Consider the following 22,639-nt stretch of genomic DNA (forward strand, 5'->3'; position numbering starts at 1 on the left):
TCCGTGCTAGAAAAAACAAGTTTAATTCTGTTTTTTCACGGAAGGTCACTATGGCTTCAACAAATGCGCATCAAATAAAAAATAATGATCAAAACTCTTTATGTGGTCTGGGTGACAAAATACGCCGCCTGACCGCCGGAGTTTGTTTATTTACACAAATTTTTTTCCCCGTCATGGCGACGGCACAAAATGTGGTACACGCTAAGCCTCAGACGACAGTTTCATCTCCGTCCCCTCTAATAGAAAATAATACTGTGCCTTACACGCTTGGTGCGCTGGAATCAGCGCAAAGCGTTGCTGATCGATTCGGTATTTCACTGGAGGAGCTTCGTCGTCTTAATCAGTTCCGTACTTTTGCTCGCGGCTTTGATAACGTGCGCCAGGGTGAAGAGCTGGATGTTCCGGCAACAATCTTGCAGAAAAGTCATGAGCAACAAAATGCCGTACCGCCTGCGAATGGCGAAAACACGCTGGAGAATCAAATAGCCAGCACTTCGCAGCGAGTTGGCACCCTGCTTTCACAAGATATGAATAGTGAGCAGGGCAGCAGCATGGCGCGTGGTTGGGCGTCTTCAGAAGCCTCAGGCGCGATGACTGATTGGTTAAATAACTTTGGCACTGCGAAAATCTCTCTGGGTGTGGATGAAGATTTCAGCCTGAAAAATTCGCAATTCGACTTCCTGCATCCGTGGTATGACACACCCGATTATCTGCTCTTCAGCCAGCATACCCTTCACCGAACAGACGATCGTACCCAGATCAACACCGGTTTGGGCTGGCGTCATTTCACCCCCAGCTGGATGTCAGGCATCAACCTGTTTTTTGACCACGACCTGAGCCACTATCACTCCCGCGCGGGGCTTGGCGCAGAATACTGGCGTGATTATCTGAAGTTGAGCAGCAACGCTTATATCGGCCTGACCGGCTGGCGTAGCGCACCGGAATTGGATAATGACTACGAAGCCCGCCCGGCCAACGGCTGGGATTTACGCGCGGAAGGCTGGTTACCTGCCTGGCCACAACTGGGTGGAAAACTAGTCTATGAACAATACTATGGTGATGAAGTGGCGCTGTTTGACAAGAATGATCGCCAAAGTAATCCCCATGCTATTACCGCGGGCCTCAACTATACCCCCTTCCCGCTTCTGACTCTCAGTGCAGAACAGCGTCAGGGGAAGCAAGGTGAAAATGACACACGTTTTGCCGTTGATCTGACCTGGCAACCCAGCAGCTCAATGCAGAAACTGCTTAACCCGGACGAAGTGGCCGGACGGCGCAGTCTGGCCGGTAGTCGTTATGACCTGATTGATCGCAACAACAACATCGTTCTGGAATATCGCAAGAAAGAGCTGATTCGCCTGAGTCTTCTGGATCCGGTGAAAGGAAAGTCTGGAGAAATAAAACCGTTGGTTTCCTCGATACAGACCAAATATGCCCTGAAAGGCTATAACATCGAAGCCGCTGCGCTGGAAGCTGCCGGAGGTAAAGTCAGCACTTCCGGAAAAGATATCACGGTTACGCTGCCAGGTTATCGCTTCACTAACACTCCAGAAACCGATAATACATGGTCGATAGACGTTACCGCCGAGGATGTAAAAGGTAACCTGTCACGTCATGAACAAAGCATGGTCGTCATTCAGGCTCCGACATTAAGCCAGAAAGATTCTCTGTTATCCGTTAATCCGCTAACCGTAGCTGCAGATAAAAAATCGACGACCACATTGACCGTTACTGCGCACGATTCCGACGGAACTCCGGTGCCGGGGCTGGCGCTGCAAACCCGCAGTGAAGGCGTTCAGGATATCACCCTGTCTGACTGGACAGATAACGGTGATGGTAGTTACACACAGATGCTGACCGCCGGAACGACATCAGGTTCAGTAACACTGACGCCGCAAATTAACGGTGAGAGTGCGGTAAAAGAATCCATTGTCGTTAATATCGTCCCTGTTGTCTCATCCCGCGACCATTCATCAATAACAATAGATAACGTATCGTATTATGCCGGAGACGACATCAAGGTTAGGGTGGAACTGAAAGACGACAGCAATCAACCGGTTGCTTATCAAAAAGAAGAATTGGTAAAAGCCGTTACTGTCGAAAACAGCAAACCTGGAGCCACGATTGTCTGGAACGAAGAGCAGCCGGGCGTTTATGCCGCGAATTATCCGGCCCATAAGCAAGGGACAGCACTAAGGGCACAACTTAGCCTTCACAACTGGAATGCTCCACTGCAATCGCATATTTATAACATTGAGGCAAACCAGAATAAGGCTCGCGTCGCCACATTATCAGCGACGAATAATGACGTTTACGCCGATAAAAAGACATTTAATACCCTCACGATCAACATCACTGATGAGAGTGATAATCCCCTGACAAATCATCAGGTCACCTTTAAGAATGAAAAAGGAAGCGCGGAGTTTGTCGAACCGCCGCAGCAAAATACGGATGCATATGGTGTTGCCACAATCAACATGGTAAGTCAGGTTGCGGAAGAAAATACGATTAGCGCCACGCTGCCAAATGGTTTCTCACAACGGATAATTGCGAAATTCGTTAGCGATTCGAGTACGCCAAAATTCAAACAACTGGTTGCCGATCCAGATACCATTATTGCTGGCAACAGCCAGGGCAGTACTCTGACCGCCACCGTCACAGACTTTCATAACAACCCGTTAAAAGATATGAAAGTGAATTTTGTGGCACCTGGTGGCTCGCAACTGGACAACACGTCCGCCACAACAGACCAGTCCGGTATTGTGCGAGTGCACCTGACCAGTTCAAAAGCTGGTAGCTATTCCGTCGATGCCTCGCTTGAGGCGGATAAAAATATTCACCAGTCGGTCACGATCACCGTGGTCCCAAACAGGGAACAATCGGTAATGACCTTAAATGCCGGGTCAGGCAGTGCGATCGCTAACAATACAAATACCGTTATCCTGACAGCCAGTGTGAAAGATGTGTATGGACACCCGTTGCCGGATGAGGATGTGAAATTTACCTTGCCAGCCTCCATGACCGGGAACTTCACGCTAAGTAGTGAAACCGCCCGCACCGATGCAAACGGCGATGCCGTGGTCACATTGCGAGGCACAAAAGCGGGTGAGTTTACAGTTACGGCGACGCTGACCAGAAATAATACCGTTGCTCATCAGCAAGTCACTTTTATTGGGGATACAAACAGCGCGCAGCTCCAGCCGCTGACTGCCTCATTAAATACCATTGTTGCGGGTAACAGTACGGGGAGTACCCTGACGGCAACGATCCTGGACGCTTACCAAAATCCGCTTAAAGACCAGCTGGTCACTTTCCAGAGTAACGATGTCACTCTAAGCGGAACAGAAGTCACCACCAATACGCTGGGTCAGGCGACGGTAACAATGACCAGCAATATTGCCGGACAACATAACGTCGTGGTGAGCCGGAAAGCGCAACCCTCCGATAATAAAACGTTTAGTTTATCAGTGCTGCCGGATGAAAGTTCGGCGAAGGTAATAAGTATAACCGGAGCCGAAAAAACGATAACGGTTGGCGAAAACATCACGCTACGGATACTCGTCCAGGACGCGTTTAACAATGTAATAGCGGGTCAACGCGTCAGATTAAGTGCGCAGCCAACAGCTAACATTACGATAGGCGATACGGCTTACACCGATAATAACGGTTACGCGTACGTTAACCTTATTAGCACCCAGCCTGGGGTTTATCAGGTGACGGCAACGCTGGACAATAACAGTAGTAGTAAGGTTGACGTGAATGTGGCAAATGGCAAGCTCGAGTTAACATCATCGAAGCCAGAAACCACGGTCCATAACAGTGAAGGTATTACGCTGACCGCAACGGCGAGAAATGCTCGGGATGAATTAATGCCTGGACAAATTATCACCTTTAGCGTAACGCCTGAAGGTGCAACGCTAAGCAATACAGGGGAAGTCCTTACTGACCAGTATGGTCAGGCCAAAGTGACGCTGACCAGTGACAAAGTGAATGTCTATACCGTTACGGCCACAATGGGCAAAGATGTTCCCGTTCAGAGCCAGGTAACGGTTGCGGTTAAGGCAGATGCTAAAACGGCACATGTGGTGAGCGTCGTGGCTTCTCCTGACACCATAACCGCCGACGGCATCGATAGCAGCACCGTCACGTCACGAGTAGAAGATGATTACGGATTCCCGGTTGAAGGTGTCGATGTTCGTTACGCCTTAGACACCAAAGGTCGCCCGGTAGTTAATATTCCAACTACGCGTACCGATCAGTCCGGGCAAGTCACGGCGACAATAACCAGTACATTGGCAGAAACCTTAACGGTCAATGTGCAAGTTCCTGGTACAGCCAACCAATCCGCAGCTATTACCTTGCTTGCCAGCACGGCGGATGAAAGTAAGTCATTATTGAAATCCGACGTTGGCACTCTGATGGCTGACTACCAGCATAGCGCGAAACTTACGCTAACATTGCAAGACAAGTACGGTAACCCGATAGTGACGTCTGATCATCTGGAATTTGTCCAGTCAGGTCCCTTCGTGAACTTTCTCAAGTTGAGCGATATTGATTACAGCCAAAGAAATTATGGCGAGTACACCGTGACTGTCACTGGCGGAAAAGAGGGAACAGCGACTCTCATTCCCATGCTGAACGGGGTTCATCAGGCAAACTTAAGCGTATCGCTGAATCTCATCCGCTCGATAAAAGAAATGTCCGGTCATGTCACTGCAAACAACCATACCTTCTCCACGGCTCAATTCCCGAGCGAAGGTTTTGCAGGAGCGTATTACACACTCAACAATGATAACTTTGAAGCGGGTAAAACCGTTGATGATTATATGTTTTCAAGTTCACAGAGTTGGGTGTCTGTCGATGCTTCAGGTAAGGTTTCTTTCGCAAATATCGGCGATCAAACGTCAGTCACAATAAGCGCTGTTCCCCGACAAGGAGGTACAACCTACCAGACCTTAATTAAGCTGAAAGGCTGGTGGGTGAATAATGGAAATCATACCAATATCTGGCTAGCTGCCAATGCGCTCTGTCATGCGAAAAATGATGGATATAATCTTCCTGGCATCACACATTTGACGTCTGGCGAAAACAAACGCACGCAGGGATCACTGTATGGTGAATGGGGGAATGTTGGAGCGTTTTCCAGTAATTCGCAATTTACACAAGGAGCTTACTGGACAAGTGAATCTGATGATTACAATCGGCACTACTATGTGCAGATGCTAACGGGTATGACTGGAAGCGACGCTGATTCCAGCCCCCAACTGACCGCCTGCCGTAAATCACTTTAATTTTAGTAGGTTATTAAGGATACCCTTGTGGGAGGGTATCCTTTCAGACTGATAACAAACGCTACATTACCTGATGCGCTGCGCTTATCAGGCCTATATAACCCCTGCAATATATTGAATTTATTGTTTTTGTACCCCAGCCGGCATGAACGGCCACTCAAGAAACTCAACAGCAACCGTTGATGTCAGCCAGACCCCGTTTTCCGCTTGCCAGAAAGGGAGGCCTCGTTTCGCCATTTCCTGTGCTTTGACGGTTAAGATAACCGGCGATCCGTGTCTTGCTCCCACTTTGCGTGCCGTTGCTTCATCAACAGAGAGATGCACGTAATGACGCTCCCCTGCAATCAGCCCCTGTTTTTTTATCTCGTCAAGGAAACGACTTGCCGTACCGTGATAGAGAAACTGTGGCGGTGTTTTTTCGGCAAAGGAAATGGCGACCTGCGAAGTCGAATGCCCCTGAACCGCGCGAATGCACCTACCATCACTGGAATAACTAAAACGCTTTTTATCGCTGGTGGCGACAACGGTATCCAGCAATGCACGGGTTAACCGCTTGCCCGCTTTTTGGGCACAAAGTATGAGCTTATCGATATCCGCCCATCCTTCACGGTCCAGTACGATACCAATCGCCTCCGGTTTGTGTCGGAGGACAAAACTTAAAAACTTGCTCGTATCCGCCAGCTCTTTTTCGTTGTACTTTGCCATCGCGTTTTCGTCCCTGGATTTTCTGTTTTTATTTACTGATGTCATTGTCACTGGGTTTATGAATTTACTGCAACTCAATCCTGCGCAGAACCTTTTCCCTATAGCGTAATTTTTCCGCTATGCAAAAAACGCATAGCCAGAAACATACTTGCATTTTCCCCATACCCACATGGCTGATAAGGTTTTTCAGCTCCAGGAATTTTCCTGGCTCAAGCAACACACAAACACAAAAAAACAATGGGGATTGTTATGACACAACAAGGGGATGCTGTAGCCGGGGAGCTGGCGACAGAAAAAGTGGGCATTAAAGGGTATCTGGCTTTTTTTCTCACCATAATCTTTTTTTCCGGTGTTTTTTCCGGGACAGACAGTTGGTGGCGCGTTTTTGATTTTTCCGTGCTGAACGGATCGTTTGGGCAACTGCCTGGTGCGAACGGAGCCACCACCTCGTTTCGCGGCGCGGGTGGCGCGGGGGCTAAAGATGGCTTTCTCTTTGCGCTGGAGCTGGCACCGTCAGTCATTCTCTCTCTGGGGATTATTTCAATTACCGATGGTCTTGGCGGATTACGCGCCGCGCAGCAGTTAATGACGCCAGTGCTAAAACCGTTGTTGGGCATTCCAGGGATCTGCTCGCTGGCGCTGATCGCTAACCTGCAAAACACCGATGCCGCCGCCGGTATGACCAAAGAGCTGGCGCAGGAAGGTGAAATTACCGAACGCGATAAAGTGATTTTCGCCGCATATCAAACCAGCGGTAGCGCCATTATCACCAACTACTTCTCTTCCGGCGTCGCGGTGTTTGCCTTTCTGGGCACGTCCGTAATCGTACCTTTAGCAGTCATCCTGGTGTTTAAATTTGTCGGAGCCAACATTTTGCGCGTCTGGCTTAACTTCGAAGAACGTCGCAACCCAACGCAAGGAGCGCAAGCATGACAACTCAGGTCCGCAAAAACGTCATGGATATGTTTATCGATGGCGCGCGCCGTGGCTTTACTATCGCCACCACCAACCTGCTGCCGAACGTGGTGATGGCGTTTGTCATCATTCAGGCGCTGAAAATTACCGGCCTGCTCGACTGGGTGGGGCATATCTGTGAACCGGTAATGGCGCTGTGGGGATTGCCCGGTGAAGCGGCAACCGTCCTTTTAGCCGCATTAATGAGTATGGGCGGCGCAGTCGGTGTTGCCGCCAGTCTGGCAACCGCTGGCGCATTAACCGGTCACGATGTCACCGTTTTACTGCCCGCGATGTATTTAATGGGCAACCCGGTGCAAAATGTCGGTCGCTGCCTGGGGACAGCCGAAGTGAATGCCAAATATTACCCGCATATCATTACGGTTTGCGTGATTAACGCATTGCTGTCGATCTGGGTTATGCAGCTTATTGTTTAACAAGGAGTTACCATGATTGATTATACCGCAGCCGGTTTTACCCTGCTGCAGGGAGCGCATTTGTATGCGCCGGAAGATCGGGGAGTTTGCGATGTCCTCGTCGCTAACGGCAAAATTATCGCCGTTGCCAGTAATATCCCTTCTGACATTGTACCGGACTGCACGGTTGTCGATCTCAGCGGGCAGATCCTCTGCCCAGGTTTTATTGATCAACACGTTCATTTGATTGGCGGTGGCGGTGAAGCAGGTCCCACGACGCGCACGCCGGAAGTGGCGTTAAGTCGTCTGACGGAAGCGGGCGTCACGTCAGTGGTTGGTCTGCTGGGCACCGACTCTATCTCTCGTCACCCGGAATCCCTGCTCGCCAAGACCCGTGCGCTCAATGAAGAAGGCATCAGCGCCTGGATGCTGACCGGCGCTTATCATGTCCCTTCCCGCACCATTACAGGTTCCGTGGAAAAAGACGTGGCGATTATCGATCGCGTGATTGGTGTGAAATGCGCCATCTCTGATCACCGTTCTGCCGCACCGGACGTTTATCACCTGGCTAATATGGCGGCGGAATCCCGCGTTGGCGGTTTGCTCGGCGGTAAACCTGGCGTCACCGTGTTCCACATGGGCGACAGCAAAAAGGCGTTACAGCCTGTCTATGACCTGCTGGAAAACTGCGATGTGCCGATCAGCAAGCTGCTGCCGACCCACGTTAACCGCAACGTTCCGTTGTTTGAGCAGGCGCTGGAGTTTGCGCACAAAGGCGGCACTATCGACATCACCAGCAGCATTGACGAACCGGTCGCCCCTGCCGAAGGTATTGCCCGCGCCGTTCAGGCCGGTATTCCGCTGGCACGCGTCACCCTCAGCTCCGACGGCAACGGTAGCCAGCCGTTCTTCGATGATGAAGGGAATTTAACCCATATCGGCGTTGCAGGTTTTGAAACATTGCTGGAAACCGTGCAGGTGCTGGTTAAAGACTATAATTTCAGTATCAGCGATGCCCTGCGCCCGCTCACCAGTAGCGTAGCCGGTTTCCTTAACCTGACCGGGAAAGGCGAAATTCTGCCAGGCAATGACGCAGACTTACTGGTCATGACGCCAGAATTGCGCATTGAGCAGGTATACGCTCGCGGCAAACTGATGGTCAAAGACGGCAAAGCCTGCGTGAAAGGAACGTTTGAAACGGCTTAAACGGTTGTCAGCCGCCCGAATGGACGTAGAATGCCCGCAAGGGCGGCTGACAGAGTAAAACGTAATGGATGACTGTGGTGCGGTTTTGCATAATATTGAAACAAAATGGCTTTATGATTTTCTGACCCTGGAAAAATGCCGCAACTTTTCCCAGGCGGCAGTCAGTCGCAACGTCTCGCAACCGGCATTCAGCCGCCGCATCCGTGCACTGGAACAGGCGATTGGCGTTGAATTGTTTAACCGCCAGGTGACGCCGCTGCAACTCTCGGAACAAGGGAAAATCTTTCATTCGCAGATCCGCCATCTGTTGCAACAGTTAGAAAGCAACCTGGCAGAGCTGCGTGGCGGCAGCGATTACGCGCAACGTAAAATCAAGATTGCCGCTGCACACTCTCTTTCCCTCGGTCTGTTACCGTCCATTATCAGCCAGATGCCGCCGCTCTTTACCTGGGCGATTGAAGCCATTGATGTCGATGAAGCGGTCGATAAACTGCGTGAAGGGCAAAGTGACTGTATTTTTTCCTTTCACGACGAAGATTTGCTGGAAGCGCCGTTTGACCACATTCGCTTATTTGAATCTCAATTGTTCCCCGTCTGCGCCAGTGACGAACACGGAGAAGCACTGTTTAACCTCGCGCAGCCACACTTTCCGTTACTGAATTACAGCCGCAACTCCTACATGGGGCGATTGATTAATCGCACCCTGACGCGCCACAGTGAGTTGAGTTTCAGCACCTTTTTTGTCTCTTCGATGAGCGAGCTTTTAAAGCAGGTTGCCCTCGACGGCTGTGGGATTGCCTGGCTGCCGGAGTACGCCATCCAACAAGAAATTCGCAGCGGGCAGCTCGTTGTACTGAATCGGGAAGAACTGGTGATCCCGATTCAGGCCTACGCATACCGGATGAATACCCGCATGAATCCAGTTGCCGAACGCTTCTGGCGTGAACTGCGCGAGCTGGAGATTGTGCTTAGCTGACATTCTCCAGCGTCGCACTACGCCAACCGCCATTATCCCAGACCAGATCAAACGTTAGCGGTTCATCGTCGTGGTACAGCATTATCTCAAGGCTGATCGCCAGCGTGTGGCTGTACGCTTCTTTCAAATTGACCTGCAACGCCGCAATCCGTGGCTCATGAAATAACAGTGCAGAACGTAGCTGACGGCAATACCAGCTCTGAAGATGTTTGTCGCTCTGGTTATGCACTTGCCACTCGGGCATGCCTGAAACAAGTAATGACGGTAATGCCGAATGAGGAGAATTAAAAAGAGTGAGGAGATCGCTGCATACCGATTTACGCAGCAATGACGTTTTATTGTCTGAAATTTCAGGTAAAACAGCCTGAAGTGATTGGCGCATCATTTTGCGCACTCCTGACGTTTAGCAACATATGCGGCTTGCCCTGAATGCCGGGCACCACTGTATTGATGCTCATTTTCCATAGCCATTCCCTTTTGTTCATTACATCCATGTCAGTCTGAGACAGGCCTGAATCCTGTCAGCAAAGTATAAAACCTTACTTGCCTATGAATATCTACTGACTTTTCAGGAAAAAAGTCATGATTTGATAAAAATCATCAAACTCAAAAAAAAACCGCTAGTATATTCTGAATATTCCGAATAGTTACGTAGATGAAAATACTTGTCACCGCCGCTACTTAATTTCGGTGGGAAATTATTTATTCCCGCATAATCAGCCATGTATTATTTGAAACAATTAGTTTGTAAATAATATAAATTGATAACATATCAAATACATCAAAAATACCATTCACAGGCATTATTAATATAGACATCAATATAGCAACATCAAATTCCAATTAGTAATAAGATATGCTTTTAAATTGCATGCAAATAATTTTAAATGAGCGTTTTTTGATACTTTATAGTGTTTCCCACCCTTTAATATCACTGTGTAGAGTTGATATCACTACAACAGAAACATGCATGTCATTTGTTTACATCTCTTTTTACTACAGAAAAATTTATCTATTTTTCTAAGCATCAGTGAAATACTCATAAAGGTAACTATTATGTCTATGCCATTAAGCAATGCCCTTCAGAGTCAAATTATTACAGATAATCACTTCCTTCATCATCCAAAAGTCGACAGTGAGTTAACACGTAAACATGAACGTGCACGCATGGATACGGAAAATATCTATCTTCCGCCTCTTGCTCGTGGCAATAACCATAATTACGATGGAAAAAGCGTTGTCGAAATTAGAAAACTTGATATTAGTAAAGAGTCCTGGCCATTTAATTATGTGACAGAAACATGCAGAGAATTCAATGGTATTACAACAACAGGACGTATGCTCTATCGAAACTTGAAAATCACCTCAGCTTTAGACGAAATATATGGTGGTATATGTAAAAAGGCGCATGCTGCCACAGAGTTAGCAGAAGGATTACGGCTAAATTTATTTATGAAAAGCCCTTTCGATCCTGTTGAGGACTATACAGTTCATGAAATAACATTAGGCCCTGGCTGCAATATTCCTGGTTATGCCGGAACCACGATAGGATATATTTCAACACTTCCAGTTTCTCAGGCAAAAAGATGGACCAATGAGCAGCCAAGGATTGATATCTATATTGATCAGATAATGACGGTAACAGGGGTAGCAAATTCTTCCGGATTCGCCCTTGCCGCATTACTTAATGCTAATATTGAAATGGGAAATGACCCAATAATTGGTATAGAAGCCTATCCCGGTACCGCGGAGATCCATGCAAAAATGGGATATAAAGTTATCCCCGGTGATGAAGATGCAAAACTCAAACGCATGACTCTGCAACCGTCATCTCTTCCAGAACTGTTTGAATTAAAAAATGGTGAATGGAATTATATTGGTAAATAACCACTGAGAAGAATGAGTACTAATATTCAGGTTATACAGATAGTTAAACAATACCCTGTAATTTAGAAAGTAATACTCATTGCGACTTCTTAATTTAAGAAAGCGCAAGGAACGTTTACCCTTGCGCTTATCATAATAAGTCAGGCGTCGACTTTATCCAGCGGCCATGAATCAAACAGATAGCCGTCAAAATAAATATCGTCAACGTTCGAGAATTCCAGCAGACGTTGTTTAACGTTTTCCAGATGCTGCCACATTGCCAGCTTCGCCGCTCGGGCATCTTTTTTGATTAACGCGGCGAGGATCTGTTTGTGATCGCCCAACCACTCTTTGCGATACAGGCTGTCATCCAGATGGCTGTGCAATTGGATCCACATTGGATTGTTTTCCCGCCACTGCCAGGACTGACGGAATAACTCCACCAGCATGCTGTTATGCGTTGCTTCGGCAATGGCGAGATGGAACTGCATATCACCACTTTCGCTGCTGCCCGGCGCGCTGGAAGCCAGTTCACGCTCTTCCAGTTGCAATGCCTGACGCATTTTGACGATATCTTCGCGGGTAGCCTGCAAAGCGGCAAATTCCGCGATGTTACTTTCCAGTAACTGACGCGCCTGTAACAGCTCAAAAGGACCGGCATCATTACAGACGTTGGCATCAGGACCGTCTGTGTTGTGGCTGCCTGAGCTATCAAGAACATAGATACCGGCACCCCGGCGCACTTCCACTAGCCCTTTGATCTCCAGCATGATCAGCGCTTCACGTACCACTGTCCGCGTGACATCAAGCATTTCTGCAATTTCACGCTCCGGCGGCAGCCGTTCGCCAGGATTGTACGGCGTCTTTATGATCAGATCGCGGATCATCGCCCCGACTTCCTGGTAAGGTCTTTGCGCAGAGGTGGCAGATTTCATGGTGTTGTGTCCGTTAGGTGCGGTTAATCAAATTTTGCCGGATGCGGCGTGAACGCCTTATCCAGCCTACAACGGGCAATTTTACGGCGCCCGTCAATATCAAACTATATCATTAGCACTGGAAGTTGGCACGTACAGGTGGGCAAAAAAACGAAAACTGGTCAACCAAATATCAGTTTGATTGACCAGTAAGTCTGTAGGGTAATCAGTTAGTTACAGCGCAGCCACACACTCGCGCGCGCCACGTTCGCACAACTGCTGATATGCCGCCGTCACCGCGCCAACAAAGTCGGCATTCTGCGGCAGATCATCAGCAAAGATACCGCTCAGGCCCAGCAGCGCTTTCACGCGGTCTGCGCCCTGATACTGCGCGTTGATCTTCTGGAACTCCGCCAGCATCGGGTCAACCACGTCAATGGCATCACCCTGCTCATCCACGCCCTGGGTGTAACGCATCCAGCCAGCCACGCCCAGCGCCAGATGACGCCAGCTACCGCCGTTTTGCAGATGCAGACGCACCGGATCCAGCAGACGCTGCGGTAACTTCTGGCTGCCGTCCATCGCAATCTGCCAGGTACGGTGACGCAGAGACGGGTTGCTGAAACGCTCGATCAGCAGCGTCGCATAGGCGTTCAGGTCTGTACCTTCCGGCATCGACAGCGTTGGCGCTTGTTCCTGCATCATCAGGGCGAAGGCCGCTTTGCGATAATCCGGGTTAGTCATGGTGTCGGCAATGGTTTCATAGCCGCCGAGGTAACCGAGGTACGCCAGGAAAGAGTGGCTGCCGTTCAGCATACGCAGTTTCATCATTTCGAACGGCACAACGTCTGCAACGAACTGTGCGCCCACTTTATCCCAGTCCGGACGACCATTAACGAAGTTATCTTCAATCACCCACTGACGGAACGGTTCGCAGGCAATGGCGCATGGGTCGTAAACACCCAGCTGGTCAGCAATTTCCTGTAAGGTTTCTGCCGTCGCCGCCGGAACGATGCGGTCAACCATGGTGCACGGGAAGGTGACGTTCTCTTCAATCCATGCCGCCAGCTGTGGATCACGCGCCTGAGCCAGCCCCAGAACCGCGACCTTCGCCACATGACCGTTTTCACGCACGTTGTCGCAGGACATCACCGTAAACGCTTTCAGCCCTTTTTCACGACGCAGACGCAAGGCTTCGACGATGTAACCAATCGCGGACTTCGGCGCAGTCGGGTTTTCCAGATCGTGCTTGATCAGCGGGTTATTGAGATCCAACTGACCGCTTGCCGCATCGGCACAATAACCTTTCTCTGTGACCGTCAGGGAGACAATCGCCGTCTGCGGACGCGCCATCGCGTTGAGAATACCTTCGCAGCCGTCGATTTCCGGATGCAGCGCTTCTTTCATCGAACCGATAATTTTCAGCTCGGTGCTTTCTGCGCCTTTTTCCGCCACGGTGTACAGCAGTTGCTGTTTTTTCAGGTTTTCGATCAGCACGCGGTCGTTACCTGGCATCAGGTTAACTTCGCAGATACCCCAGTCGCTGTCGGTGCTTTCCAGCAGATGATGGGTATACAGCGCCTGGTGCGCGCGGTGAAACGCCCCGCAACCGAGATGCACAATGCGTGATTCCAGACGAGAATGATCCCATGACGGGCGGGCAACCGGCAGATTGCTGTCAACAATAGTAGTCATCGTAAACTCCAGAATCCGTCTTCAGAGAGTGACGGCAAGGAAGAAGGAACCGGCACGGCGCGCAGCCATGCCGGTGGATATTAACGGCTAAAGAAAGCGCGCTGGATCGCCAGTTCGACACCGCGAACTTCGGCCAGGCCTTTCAGACGACCAATTGCGGAGTAACCTGGGTTGGTTTTCTTCTTCAGGTCGTCCAGCATCTGATGACCGTGGTCCGGACGCATCGGGATCAGGTCTTCTTTGCCTTCCGCTTTACGACGGTGTTCTTCTTCAACAATCGCTTTCACCACTTCGTACATATCAACGTCACCGTTCAGGTGCGCCGCTTCGTGGAAGGTTTTCGGGTTATCTTCACGCATGGTGGAGCGCAGATGGGTGAAGTAAATACGCGGACCGAACTGCTTGATCATATCAACCAGATCGTTGTCAGCACGCACGCCGTAGGAACCGGTGCACATGGTGAAACCGTTCGCCATGCTGTTTACGGTATCAACCATCCACTGCATATCTTCAATGGTGGAAACAATGCGCGGCAGGCCGAGGATCGGGCGCGGCGGATCGTCCGGGTGAACAGCCATACGCACGCCAACTTCTTCGGCAACCGGAATAATCGCTTTCAGGAAGACAGCGAAGTTTTCGCGCAGTTTGGCTTTGTCGATATCTTTGTACAGCTCCAGGTGCTTACGGAACTGGTCGAGGGTGTAGCCTTCTTCCGCGCCCGGCAGACCTGCGATGATGTTACGGGTCAGACGCGCTTTGTCTTCGTCGCTCATGGTGGCGAAGCGTTCTGCGGCCTGAGCAATTTCTTCTTCGGTGTAATCCGCTTCCGCGCCTGGACGCTTCAGGATATGCATTTCGAATGCAGCGAATTCGATCTGGTCGAAGCGCAGAGCTTTGGAGCCGTCTGGCAGCACGTATTCGAGGTCAGTACGGGTCCAGTCGAGCACCGGCATGAAGTTGTAGCACACGGTGCGAATGCCGCACTGCGCCAGGTTGCGCAGGGTCTGCTGATAGTTAGCAATCCACTGCTCATAGTTGCCAGTGTGGGTTTTGATATCTTCGTGAATTGGCACGCTTTCTACGACAGACCACACCAGGCCTGCGTCTTCAACGATCGCCTTGCGTTTGAGGATCTCTTCTACGGACCATACTTCGCCGTTCGGGATATGGTGCAGCGCGGTAACCACGCCAGTTGCGCCCGCCTGACGGACATCAGCTAAAGAAACCGGATCGTTTGGGCCGTACCAGCGCCAGGTCTGTTCCATGATTTTTCCTCTTTCACATAGTGGGTTCCACAGCAAAGAGACGCGGAACCCCGGAGTTGTTTAGGTATCCGGATGAACAACCAGACCGCAGCCGTGGCGTTGCATCGGATGAGATGGCGTATAAGTTCTACCTTTTGGTAAGACATGTCAACCCGAAATCTAAAATTGGTTAACCACATCACAAGAATTTCACTCTCACGGTTGTTGCTGCAAATTGCAGCAAAGGGTAATCGATGGTTATTGATCAGAGGATGTGACATTCATCGCAACAATGGTTGACCAATTTACATAACATGTCGCCCAAAATAACAACGGTTCAACCAGGTAAGGTAAAACGTTATGCATGTGCTTAACATTCTCTGGGTGGTATTCGGCATTGGTCTGATGCTGGTACTGAATTTGAAGTTCAAAATCAATTCAATGGTGGCTTTGTTGGTGGCGGCGCTGTCCGTCGGGATGCTGGCGGGCATGGATTTGATGTCGCTGCTGCACACCATGAAAGCGGGCTTCGGCAACACGCTGGGGGAACTGGCTATCATCGTGGTGTTCGGTGCGGTCATCGGTAAATTGATGGTCGACTCCGGCGCGGCGCACCAGATAGCGCATACTCTGCTTGCGCGTCTCGGTCTGCGCTATGTACAGCTGTCGGTGATTATCATCGGCCTGATTTTTGGTCTGGCGATGTTCTATGAAGTGGCCTTTATCATGTTAGCGCCGCTGGTTATTGTCATTGCCGCCGAAGCTAAAATTCCGTTCCTGAAACTGGCGATCCCGGCAGTAGCAGCTGCCACTACCGCACATTCACTGTTCCCACCGCAGCCGGGTCCGGTGGCGCTGGTGAATGCTTATGGCGCGGATATGGGGATGGTTTATATCTATGGCGTCCTGGTGACGATCCCAAGTGTCATCTGCGCAGGTCTGATCCTGCCGAAGTTCCTCGGCAATCTTGAGCGCCCAACGCCGTCTTTCCTGAAAGCGGATCAACCGGTTGATATGAATAATCTGCCCTCTTTCGGCGTTTCGATTCTGGTGCCGCTGATCCCAGCGATCATTATGATCTCCACCACCATCGCCAATATCTGGCTGGTAAAAGATACCCCTGCCTGGGAAGTGGTTAACTTTATCGGTTCCTCGCCGATTGCAATGTTTATTGCGATGGTGGTTGCATTCGTACTCTTTGGCACCGCGCGTGGTCATGACATGCAGTGGGTGATGAACGCTTTTGAAAGCGCGGTGAAGAGTATTGCAATGGTGATTCTGATCATCGGTGCGGGTGGCGTGCTGAAGCAGACCATCATCGACACCGGCATTGGCGACACCATCGGCATGTTGATGTCCCACGGCAATATCTCGCCCCACATCATGGCATGGCTGATCACTGTGCTAATTCGTCTGGCGACGGGTCAGGGTGTCGTTTCGGCGATGACCGCCGCCGGGATTATCAGTGCTGCAATCCTTGATCCAGCAACCGGTCAGCTGGTTGGCGTGAATCCGGCGCTGCTGGTGCTGGCGACGGCTGCGGGTTCCAACACCCTCACCCACATTAATGATGCCTCATTCTGGCTGTTCAAAGGTTACTTTGACCTGTCGGTAAAAGACACGTTGAAAACCTGGGGTCTGCTGGAGCTGGTCAACTCCGTGGTTGGGCTTATTATTGTGCTGATTATTAGCGTGGTAGCGTAAAAGAATACCAGAGCCTGCCATTGGCAGGCTCAGACTGATGACAAAGTCTAAAAATGTGCCCGGACAGTCCCCTCGCCTCTCCGGGGAGAGGGTTAGGGTGAGGGGAACAGACCAGCAAAGTGCGCTTTGTTTATGCCAGATGCGACGCTGACGCGTCTTATCTGGCCTACAAAGGGCTAACGTGCAGGTTTTTAGCTTCAGGTAATATTGCGTACCAGCATTAGCAATGTCCTGTGATTTCTTTATTGATAAACAAAAGTCACGCCAATAATCGATTGCACATTCCCTGCAGTCACCTGCCCTCCGGTACGTGCGTAATTTGCCGTTAATCCCAGACTTACCGCCGAAGTCCCCACTGCTCCTAACGATACCGTGTTATTCGCTGGAATAATCGTACCGTTGCGCGTCAACTGTACGCCGACGCCCTGTGCTGGTGAAAACGAGGCGGTATTGGTGAAAATCGAGTTGCCCGCATCTGCGGTTGTGCCGGAGAGGTAATACCCCAGGTTTTGGCTTTTCGCACAATAAACGGTAAGAGGAATCGGCACCGAACCGGGATAGTCCGGCAGAGTAACGGTGACATCACGAGCAGAAACATCGCAGCCGCCAGTAGGCACCACCACATCATTATTGGCGTAAATATTCCACACAAACTGGAAATCATCGCTGTTATAGTTGTTGGTCTGTCGCAAAATAAGCACGGCAATTAATGAGCCAGCTTTAATCGCCACCCCGCCCGCACTGCTCACAGGCGTCAAATAAAGCGCCACCGGCCACGGCTTATCCGTTCTCGAATTATAAACAACCCGCGGCGTTTCGCTGGTGGTAGGAAATGGATAGCTACTGCCACTATATTTTACGGTCCCGGAAAAATTAGATAACACGCCGCCATAAGCCGAGCCTCGTTGCAGTGTGACATAGTCTGTAATGGTTTCCGGGTAATCGTTATGGCAAAAGATTTGCGTCGAAAGATCTACGACCAGGTTTTGCCCCACATTCACGGCGGGCGCAAGGTTTACATAAACATTGGCGCTGCCACCGCCAATAGGGATAGCGGTACCATTGGCGGTTTTACAGGCGAATGACCAGGCATTTACCGACCAGCCCATCAGCAGTACAGCAAACAGGGTAATAACTCGTTTCATTACAATCATCTCTTCGGGTTCAGCTGTAGGTATAGGTGATGCTAATCACTGCCTGAATGGTTCCCTGAGTGGCCCCGCCATTTACCGTCAATGCTCTGACCTGTAACGGGAAGTGCGCTGATTGTGAGGAATCATCCACCTGAACTGTTTTGGTTGCGCCACTATTCAATGTGTTGCCACTGTCATCCTGTAGCTCTAACTGGATGTTTTGCGCGGTCCCCTGGTTTTTATAATATCCGGTACTGTCGGCTGCCCCGCTGAAGCTGGCAGTGACCCTCGACGTTCCCACCGGACAATTAGTCAACTCAAGCGCAACATCATGCCAGGCCGATGCCGCCCCGGCAGACACGAGACTGAAAGAATAAAGATCGCCGAGATCTACCGTGGCATTGGTGGTGGAAACCGTACACGGTTTGGCGACGACCTTACCGTTCACCGTGATGGTGACATCGGCTGCCTGTATCGTCGCACTTGCGAACGCCAACATTGCCGCCAATAAATACCCACGTTTGTGCCATTTCATGAGCATCTCCAGTTACTGATATTCAAGAGTGAAGGTAGCCGTGGCATTGATATGCCCCGCAGTGACAGGCACCTGTGTCGCCATTAGCCGGGCGTAAAAATTCAGCGTATTTGGTTTACCCGGCGTCAGGGTCGTCCACGAAAGCGCGGACGATGGGGCATTAAGGGGTATCTGATTTTGTTGCTCATTCAGAAGCTGTATTCCCAGTCCCGCAGCCGCTGACACCGTATTTTCAAGTGCAAGCAGGTTGGCATTGTGGCTATCTGCAACACCGGTAAACCCAACTTTTACGGCAGAAACGGCATTACCACAGGGTGACAGCAAAATACGAAATGGAACGACAGGAGTCGTCGCGCCAATGTTGTTAAATTGCTTCGCCGCGTTTTCCATCAGATCAACAGTAAAATTGGTTGATTCAGCGGCCACACTACAGCCGTTATCTCTGACATAGCCGCGGATAGTAATCGTGCTATCCGCAGCCAAAGCGTGACTTACCGCCAGCCACAAAAAAGCGCACAGAAGATAAAAAGGTTTGTTTCTCATCACGCCCCCTTAACGACATTCAGCTGATAGCTGGGTTAATAACTGCTGCTGACTCTCTGGTGGCAGTTGATAATTGGCGACACAGTGAGCATTTTCCTCTTCTCCCCATTTCACCTGAACTTTTCCCGCTAAAGGCATTCCGCTGAGGTAAACCTGACCATTATCCGCAACAATGCCGCTACTCTGGCTACTCTCTGATGTCACCATCGCCCCAAACGGCAGCGGCTTATTATTGTGGGTTAGCGTCATGAGCAGTTTTATCCCAACGCGCGCTTTAAACTCTGCTCGCACTATCGCCCCACGAGTGGGAACAACGTTAGCGACCGCGTTATCTAAATCGACGTTATCAGCCAGGGTATTGGTATCCAGCGCTACTCTGTTTTCCCGATATTCAGTGGCATAAGGCAGCACGGCATAACCGCGCCAGTCGGTACGCACCCCCGTCTGGTTTTCGACTTTTGCATCTTTTGCGCCAGGCGCTTTAACAAGCACCACCGTATCGTTTAACGGCTGCCCCAGCGTTACGCCATTGGCATGAGCCAGTACCCCACCGCTGACTCCGTAATAGAGCTGCTTAATATCATCGCTATGGCTGTAACCGATGTTGGCATTGCCGTAACCACCGCGATAATTCAGCGTGGCGTAGCCTGTACTTCCGCGATTACCATCACCTCCCCCGGCGTAACCGGTTTGCACGCTATAGCTGAGGTTGTTGTCTTCCAGCAACGTACCGTATACACCAGCCAGATTGGTCATCCGACCGTTGAGATCGTGTGACATGCTGTAACTGGCACTGGCATGTCGCCACTGAGATTTACTGTCAGAACGCAGCCAGTGGCTGAAAGGAATATTGACGTTAAGCGCTAACATCTGATCCCGTCCTTTTTGCCAGGCGTTTTTCGTCAGGCTATAGCTGAGCGTCCAGTTAATATCTTCGAACGCAGTATTTAATCCTGCCTGGAATTGCTCATCGACATTACTCGTTCCCCAATAAGTTTGATGGCTACCACTCAAATACAGTGTTGATGTGCGCCCGAGTTGCTGAGTAACGGTGAGCTGTAATTTCCCGCGTTTGTTATAAGCGAGATTGTAATAGTCGGTGAATTTCGGCTTAACCTGAATAACTCCATCCTGTGTTTCGATGTTGTAGCCATTCATTCGACTGTATGTTGTATCAGCGAAATTAAAATACCCACTGGTCGAATAACGGTAACCCACTAACTGAATATTCGTGCCTGACTCATTGAGCGATTTGTTATAAAGAAAACGCACCGATTGTCCGTCATGCTGACTGTCATCGGGAAGTGTGGAATTAGCCTGCGTCATATCCACAGACAGAGCGCCCAGTGCCCCCATGTTTTTCCCGATACCGAAATTAAAAGCACGATAACGATCCGCCAGTTGCGTTCCACCATATATTGTCCAGCCAGCCGGAAGGCCGTGGAGTAATGTACTCTGGAAAAAGCGGGGTTTTTCCTGCTGCGCATTTCCACTACGGTATTCTCCTGCCGTAATGGAATAACGAGTATGCCCTTCACGTTGCAAAAGCGGGACTGACGAATAGGGTACGGTAAAGATCTGCGTGCTGCCGTCAGCCTCTTTAATCGTTGCCTGCAAGTCACCACTATTACCTGCGGCATAGATATCGTTGATGGTAAAAGGCCCCGGCGGCACCGTACTATTATAAATGTCATACCCATTTTGTTTAATAGTGACCTGTGCAGTACCACGAGCAATACCGTGGATCACCGGGGCAAATCCTCTTTGGCTATCGGGTAACATATTGTCATCAGAGGCCAATTGTGCGCCGCGAAAGTTAATACCATCGAAAATATCGCCCTGGGTATAACCATCACCCAGCGTCAGCCGGGAACGTAACGGAATTATGTCTCGCTCAAGCCAGGTATTGATATGCTGCCATTTATTTTTGCTACCTGATGAACTGTCGCTACTGTTATAACTCCAGGTGGTATTGTCGCGTAAACGCCACGCACCAATATTTAACCCACTCTGTAGGTTTAAATATGCATAATGGCTGTTACCCCCAATCCGATTCTGTACACTATTTCCGCTGAAATTATAATTGAGCAAGCCGGCATTAATACCGGGATCCCACAACTCAGGAGGAATATATCCACGCGCGCGATTACTCATAAATGCCTGAGGGATCGTCAGGTTGAGTCGCTGCTGACCAACATCTAAATGCGCAGTAGCGTCATGGATCATTGAGGTTAATGGCACGCAGGCATCATCCGCCAGAAGATTCATACCGGAGACAGAAGCCGTATTCAGCCCCATACTGGCAAGTTGCGCGCGTGTCAGGCAGGGAACAATCCCTTGTTCGCTGTCGCCCGTATTAAATGTGACATCACGCGTTGCCATATAACCATTATTCAAATAGATATCAACACGATACGTCCCTGGCGGCAATTCTTGCCCATTTTCAAAACGCGATAAATCAGCCACAGCCTGGGGATCATCCGCTAAAAAACGCGGGTTAAAATAGAGTTCGGCAGATGACAAAGGTGCCTGTGCGGTAAAAGCACAGGCAACAAAGAGTCGGACAAAAAAACCAGCCAAACGATGCTTACGAATATGCAAGCATTGTGTGTTTCGCTGGTAAAGTCTTAAATTCAGATATGACATTATTCCTCCGGTTTAAAATCACCCGGCAGTCAATTCTTTTTATTCAGGCGAAAAATTCCCCCTGCGTTATTCCATTACGCCCGTCATTTTGGGGGTAAGTGCGCCATAATCATTTATTGTTCGGTAAGTAATATTGCTTCCTGCATCAGAAGGCAATTTAACCGTGCTTTCGCCCATTGGAGGCACCAATGCATTTTCAAGAACCCGGGTTCCGGCATTCAACTCTGTTACCGTCAGGTAATAGGGTGTCGGGTTAATCAGCGTCAGAGAATTCGCGCTACGACGAAATCTTAATTTTTCTGCGGCCTGATCGGGTGGCAACGCTAATTTAGCCGGGCGATAGTACAGTTTAATGCGGCTGATAATTGCGAGCTGTAGCGTATTCTCAGTCAATTTTGATTTATCCATTGACGGAATCGCTTTAACGTTCATCCAGAATAAACTTTCCCGATCCTGTGGCAATTGGTTATTTGTTGCATCAAGAATACGCAAGGTATTCTCTTTTTTTCCCTTCATCGCAAACAGAGGAGGCGTCACGATAAAACGACCATCCTTTACACCATCGGCATTTTCCACCCATGATTGAATTAAATAGGTGCTATTTTCATCATTATTTGTCACGGCAAGTTGCACTTGTTTTTGCCCTGCCGGATAAATTACGCGAGTCGCACCTAAGGCCACTCCCGCTTCAGCGCGTCCGGCAACCATCATTGCCATGAACATCAGGATACCTGCCAGCAAGCAGAATGTTATTTCCTGCGATTTCCTTACATTGACGTTTTTATTACTCACTGTCCTGTTCCTGTTATCA

The 22,639-nt window shown here is 49.8% G+C and carries 20 protein-coding genes; 7 read left to right on the forward strand and 13 right to left on the reverse strand.

Going from position 1 to position 22,639, the window contains the following annotated elements; translation table 11 throughout:
- Positions 1-50: 50 nt before the first annotated feature.
- The gene (iatD, locus tag ACK8NJ_RS20315) at positions 51-5,291 is read left to right on the forward strand and encodes an inverse autotransporter IatD (RefSeq protein ID WP_411961901.1); all 5,241 of its coding nucleotides are present in this window, start codon (positions 51-53) and stop codon (positions 5,289-5,291) included.
- Positions 5,292-5,411: 120 nt separating this feature from the next.
- Here the strand turns inward: iatD and kptA are convergent, their stop codons facing one another.
- Positions 5,412-5,996, reverse strand: a complete 585-nt coding sequence (kptA, locus tag ACK8NJ_RS20320; RefSeq protein WP_001558473.1) for an RNA 2'-phosphotransferase — start codon at positions 5,994-5,996, stop codon at positions 5,412-5,414.
- 249 nt (positions 5,997-6,245) lie between these two features.
- Here kptA and ACK8NJ_RS20325 point away from each other — a divergent pair, with 249 nt between their 5' ends.
- The 4 genes from ACK8NJ_RS20325 to hypT all read left to right on the forward strand — a co-directional run bounded on the left by ACK8NJ_RS20325 (position 6,246) and on the right by hypT (position 9,548).
- The gene (locus ACK8NJ_RS20325; protein ID WP_001295597.1) at positions 6,246-6,929 is read left to right on the forward strand and encodes a nucleoside recognition domain-containing protein; all 684 of its coding nucleotides are present in this window, start codon (positions 6,246-6,248) and stop codon (positions 6,927-6,929) included.
- The gene (locus ACK8NJ_RS20330) at positions 6,926-7,387 is read left to right on the forward strand and encodes a YjiG family protein (protein WP_000211971.1); all 462 of its coding nucleotides are present in this window, start codon (positions 6,926-6,928) and stop codon (positions 7,385-7,387) included. Before ACK8NJ_RS20325 ends, ACK8NJ_RS20330 begins: the two co-directional genes overlap by 4 nt.
- A gap of 12 nt (positions 7,388-7,399) precedes the next feature.
- A complete protein-coding gene (iadA, locus tag ACK8NJ_RS20335) occupies positions 7,400-8,572 on the forward strand; it encodes a beta-aspartyl-peptidase (protein WP_042064641.1) in 1,173 nt (390 codons plus the stop codon).
- Positions 8,573-8,636: 64 nt separating this feature from the next.
- Positions 8,637-9,548: a hypochlorite stress DNA-binding transcriptional regulator HypT gene (hypT, locus tag ACK8NJ_RS20340; RefSeq protein WP_000340760.1), complete on the forward strand. Its 912-nt coding sequence runs from the start codon at positions 8,637-8,639 to the stop codon at positions 9,546-9,548.
- On the opposite strand, the gene iraD is transcribed toward hypT, so the two are convergent.
- From iraD to ACK8NJ_RS23905, 4 genes are all read right to left on the reverse strand, one after another.
- Positions 9,541-9,933 carry an anti-adapter protein IraD gene (gene iraD / locus ACK8NJ_RS20345; protein WP_001558470.1) on the reverse strand — a complete coding sequence of 131 codons (393 nt, stop codon included), beginning with the start codon at positions 9,931-9,933 and terminating at the stop codon, positions 9,541-9,543. The genes hypT and iraD overlap by 8 nt on opposite strands.
- Positions 9,930-10,013: an iraD leader peptide IdlP gene (idlP, locus tag ACK8NJ_RS20350; protein WP_122989392.1), complete on the reverse strand. Its 84-nt coding sequence runs from the start codon at positions 10,011-10,013 to the stop codon at positions 9,930-9,932. Before idlP ends, iraD begins: the two co-directional genes overlap by 4 nt.
- Positions 10,014-10,128: 115 nt before the next feature.
- Positions 10,129-10,272, reverse strand: a complete 144-nt coding sequence (locus tag ACK8NJ_RS20355) for a hypothetical protein (protein WP_269808169.1) — start codon at positions 10,270-10,272, stop codon at positions 10,129-10,131.
- Positions 10,251-10,367 carry a hypothetical protein gene (locus tag ACK8NJ_RS23905; RefSeq protein ID WP_423245297.1) on the reverse strand — a complete coding sequence of 39 codons (117 nt, stop codon included), beginning with the start codon at positions 10,365-10,367 and terminating at the stop codon, positions 10,251-10,253. Before ACK8NJ_RS23905 ends, ACK8NJ_RS20355 begins: the two co-directional genes overlap by 22 nt.
- 237 nt (positions 10,368-10,604) lie before the next feature.
- Here ACK8NJ_RS23905 and ACK8NJ_RS20360 point away from each other — a divergent pair, with 237 nt between their 5' ends.
- On the forward strand, positions 10,605-11,435 hold the full coding sequence (locus ACK8NJ_RS20360) for a DUF2686 family protein (RefSeq protein ID WP_001558469.1): 831 nt from the start codon (positions 10,605-10,607) through the stop codon (positions 11,433-11,435).
- A gap of 140 nt (positions 11,436-11,575) precedes the next feature.
- Here the strand turns inward: ACK8NJ_RS20360 and uxuR are convergent, their stop codons facing one another.
- The 3 genes from uxuR to uxuA form a co-directional block, all read right to left on the reverse strand.
- Entirely contained in the window at positions 11,576-12,349 is a 774-nt protein-coding gene (gene uxuR / locus ACK8NJ_RS20365; RefSeq protein WP_024193182.1) for a Uxu operon transcriptional regulator, read from the reverse strand.
- 213 nt (positions 12,350-12,562) lie between these two features.
- Positions 12,563-14,023, reverse strand: coding sequence for a fructuronate reductase (locus ACK8NJ_RS20370; protein ID WP_001558467.1), 1,461 nt, complete (start codon positions 14,021-14,023; stop codon positions 12,563-12,565).
- An 80-nt stretch (positions 14,024-14,103) separates the two neighbouring features.
- Entirely contained in the window at positions 14,104-15,288 is a 1,185-nt protein-coding gene (uxuA, locus tag ACK8NJ_RS20375; protein WP_000438582.1) for a mannonate dehydratase, read from the reverse strand.
- A gap of 339 nt (positions 15,289-15,627) precedes the next feature.
- Between uxuA and gntP the strand changes: the two genes are divergently transcribed.
- Positions 15,628-16,971, forward strand: coding sequence for a gluconate permease GntP (gene gntP / locus ACK8NJ_RS20380; RefSeq protein WP_411961902.1), 1,344 nt, complete (start codon positions 15,628-15,630; stop codon positions 16,969-16,971).
- A 242-nt stretch (positions 16,972-17,213) separates the two neighbouring features.
- Here gntP and fimH read toward each other — a convergent pair whose 3' ends face one another.
- From fimH to fimC, 5 genes are all read right to left on the reverse strand, one after another.
- Positions 17,214-18,116 carry a type 1 fimbria D-mannose specific adhesin FimH gene (gene fimH, locus ACK8NJ_RS20385; RefSeq protein WP_000832227.1) on the reverse strand — a complete coding sequence of 301 codons (903 nt, stop codon included), beginning with the start codon at positions 18,114-18,116 and terminating at the stop codon, positions 17,214-17,216.
- 19 nt (positions 18,117-18,135) lie between these two features.
- Complete coding sequence (locus ACK8NJ_RS20390) at positions 18,136-18,579, reverse strand: fimbrial protein (RefSeq protein ID WP_310592994.1); 444 nt, start codon at positions 18,577-18,579, stop codon at positions 18,136-18,138.
- A 72-nt stretch (positions 18,580-18,651) separates the two neighbouring features.
- Positions 18,652-19,182, reverse strand: a complete 531-nt coding sequence (gene fimF / locus ACK8NJ_RS20395; RefSeq protein WP_001469032.1) for a type 1 fimbria minor subunit FimF — start codon at positions 19,180-19,182, stop codon at positions 18,652-18,654.
- Positions 19,183-19,191: 9 nt separating this feature from the next.
- Positions 19,192-21,828: a fimbrial usher FimD gene (gene fimD, locus ACK8NJ_RS20400; protein WP_411961903.1), complete on the reverse strand. Its 2,637-nt coding sequence runs from the start codon at positions 21,826-21,828 to the stop codon at positions 19,192-19,194.
- Between the two features lie 66 nt (positions 21,829-21,894).
- Complete coding sequence (fimC, locus tag ACK8NJ_RS20405; protein WP_000066560.1) at positions 21,895-22,620, reverse strand: type 1 fimbria chaperone FimC; 726 nt, start codon at positions 22,618-22,620, stop codon at positions 21,895-21,897.
- Between the last annotated feature and the right edge of the window lie 19 nt (positions 22,621-22,639).

Source organism: Escherichia sp. F1, from assembly GCF_046764225.1.
Taxonomy (GTDB): Bacteria; Pseudomonadota; Gammaproteobacteria; order Enterobacterales; family Enterobacteriaceae; genus Escherichia; species Escherichia coli.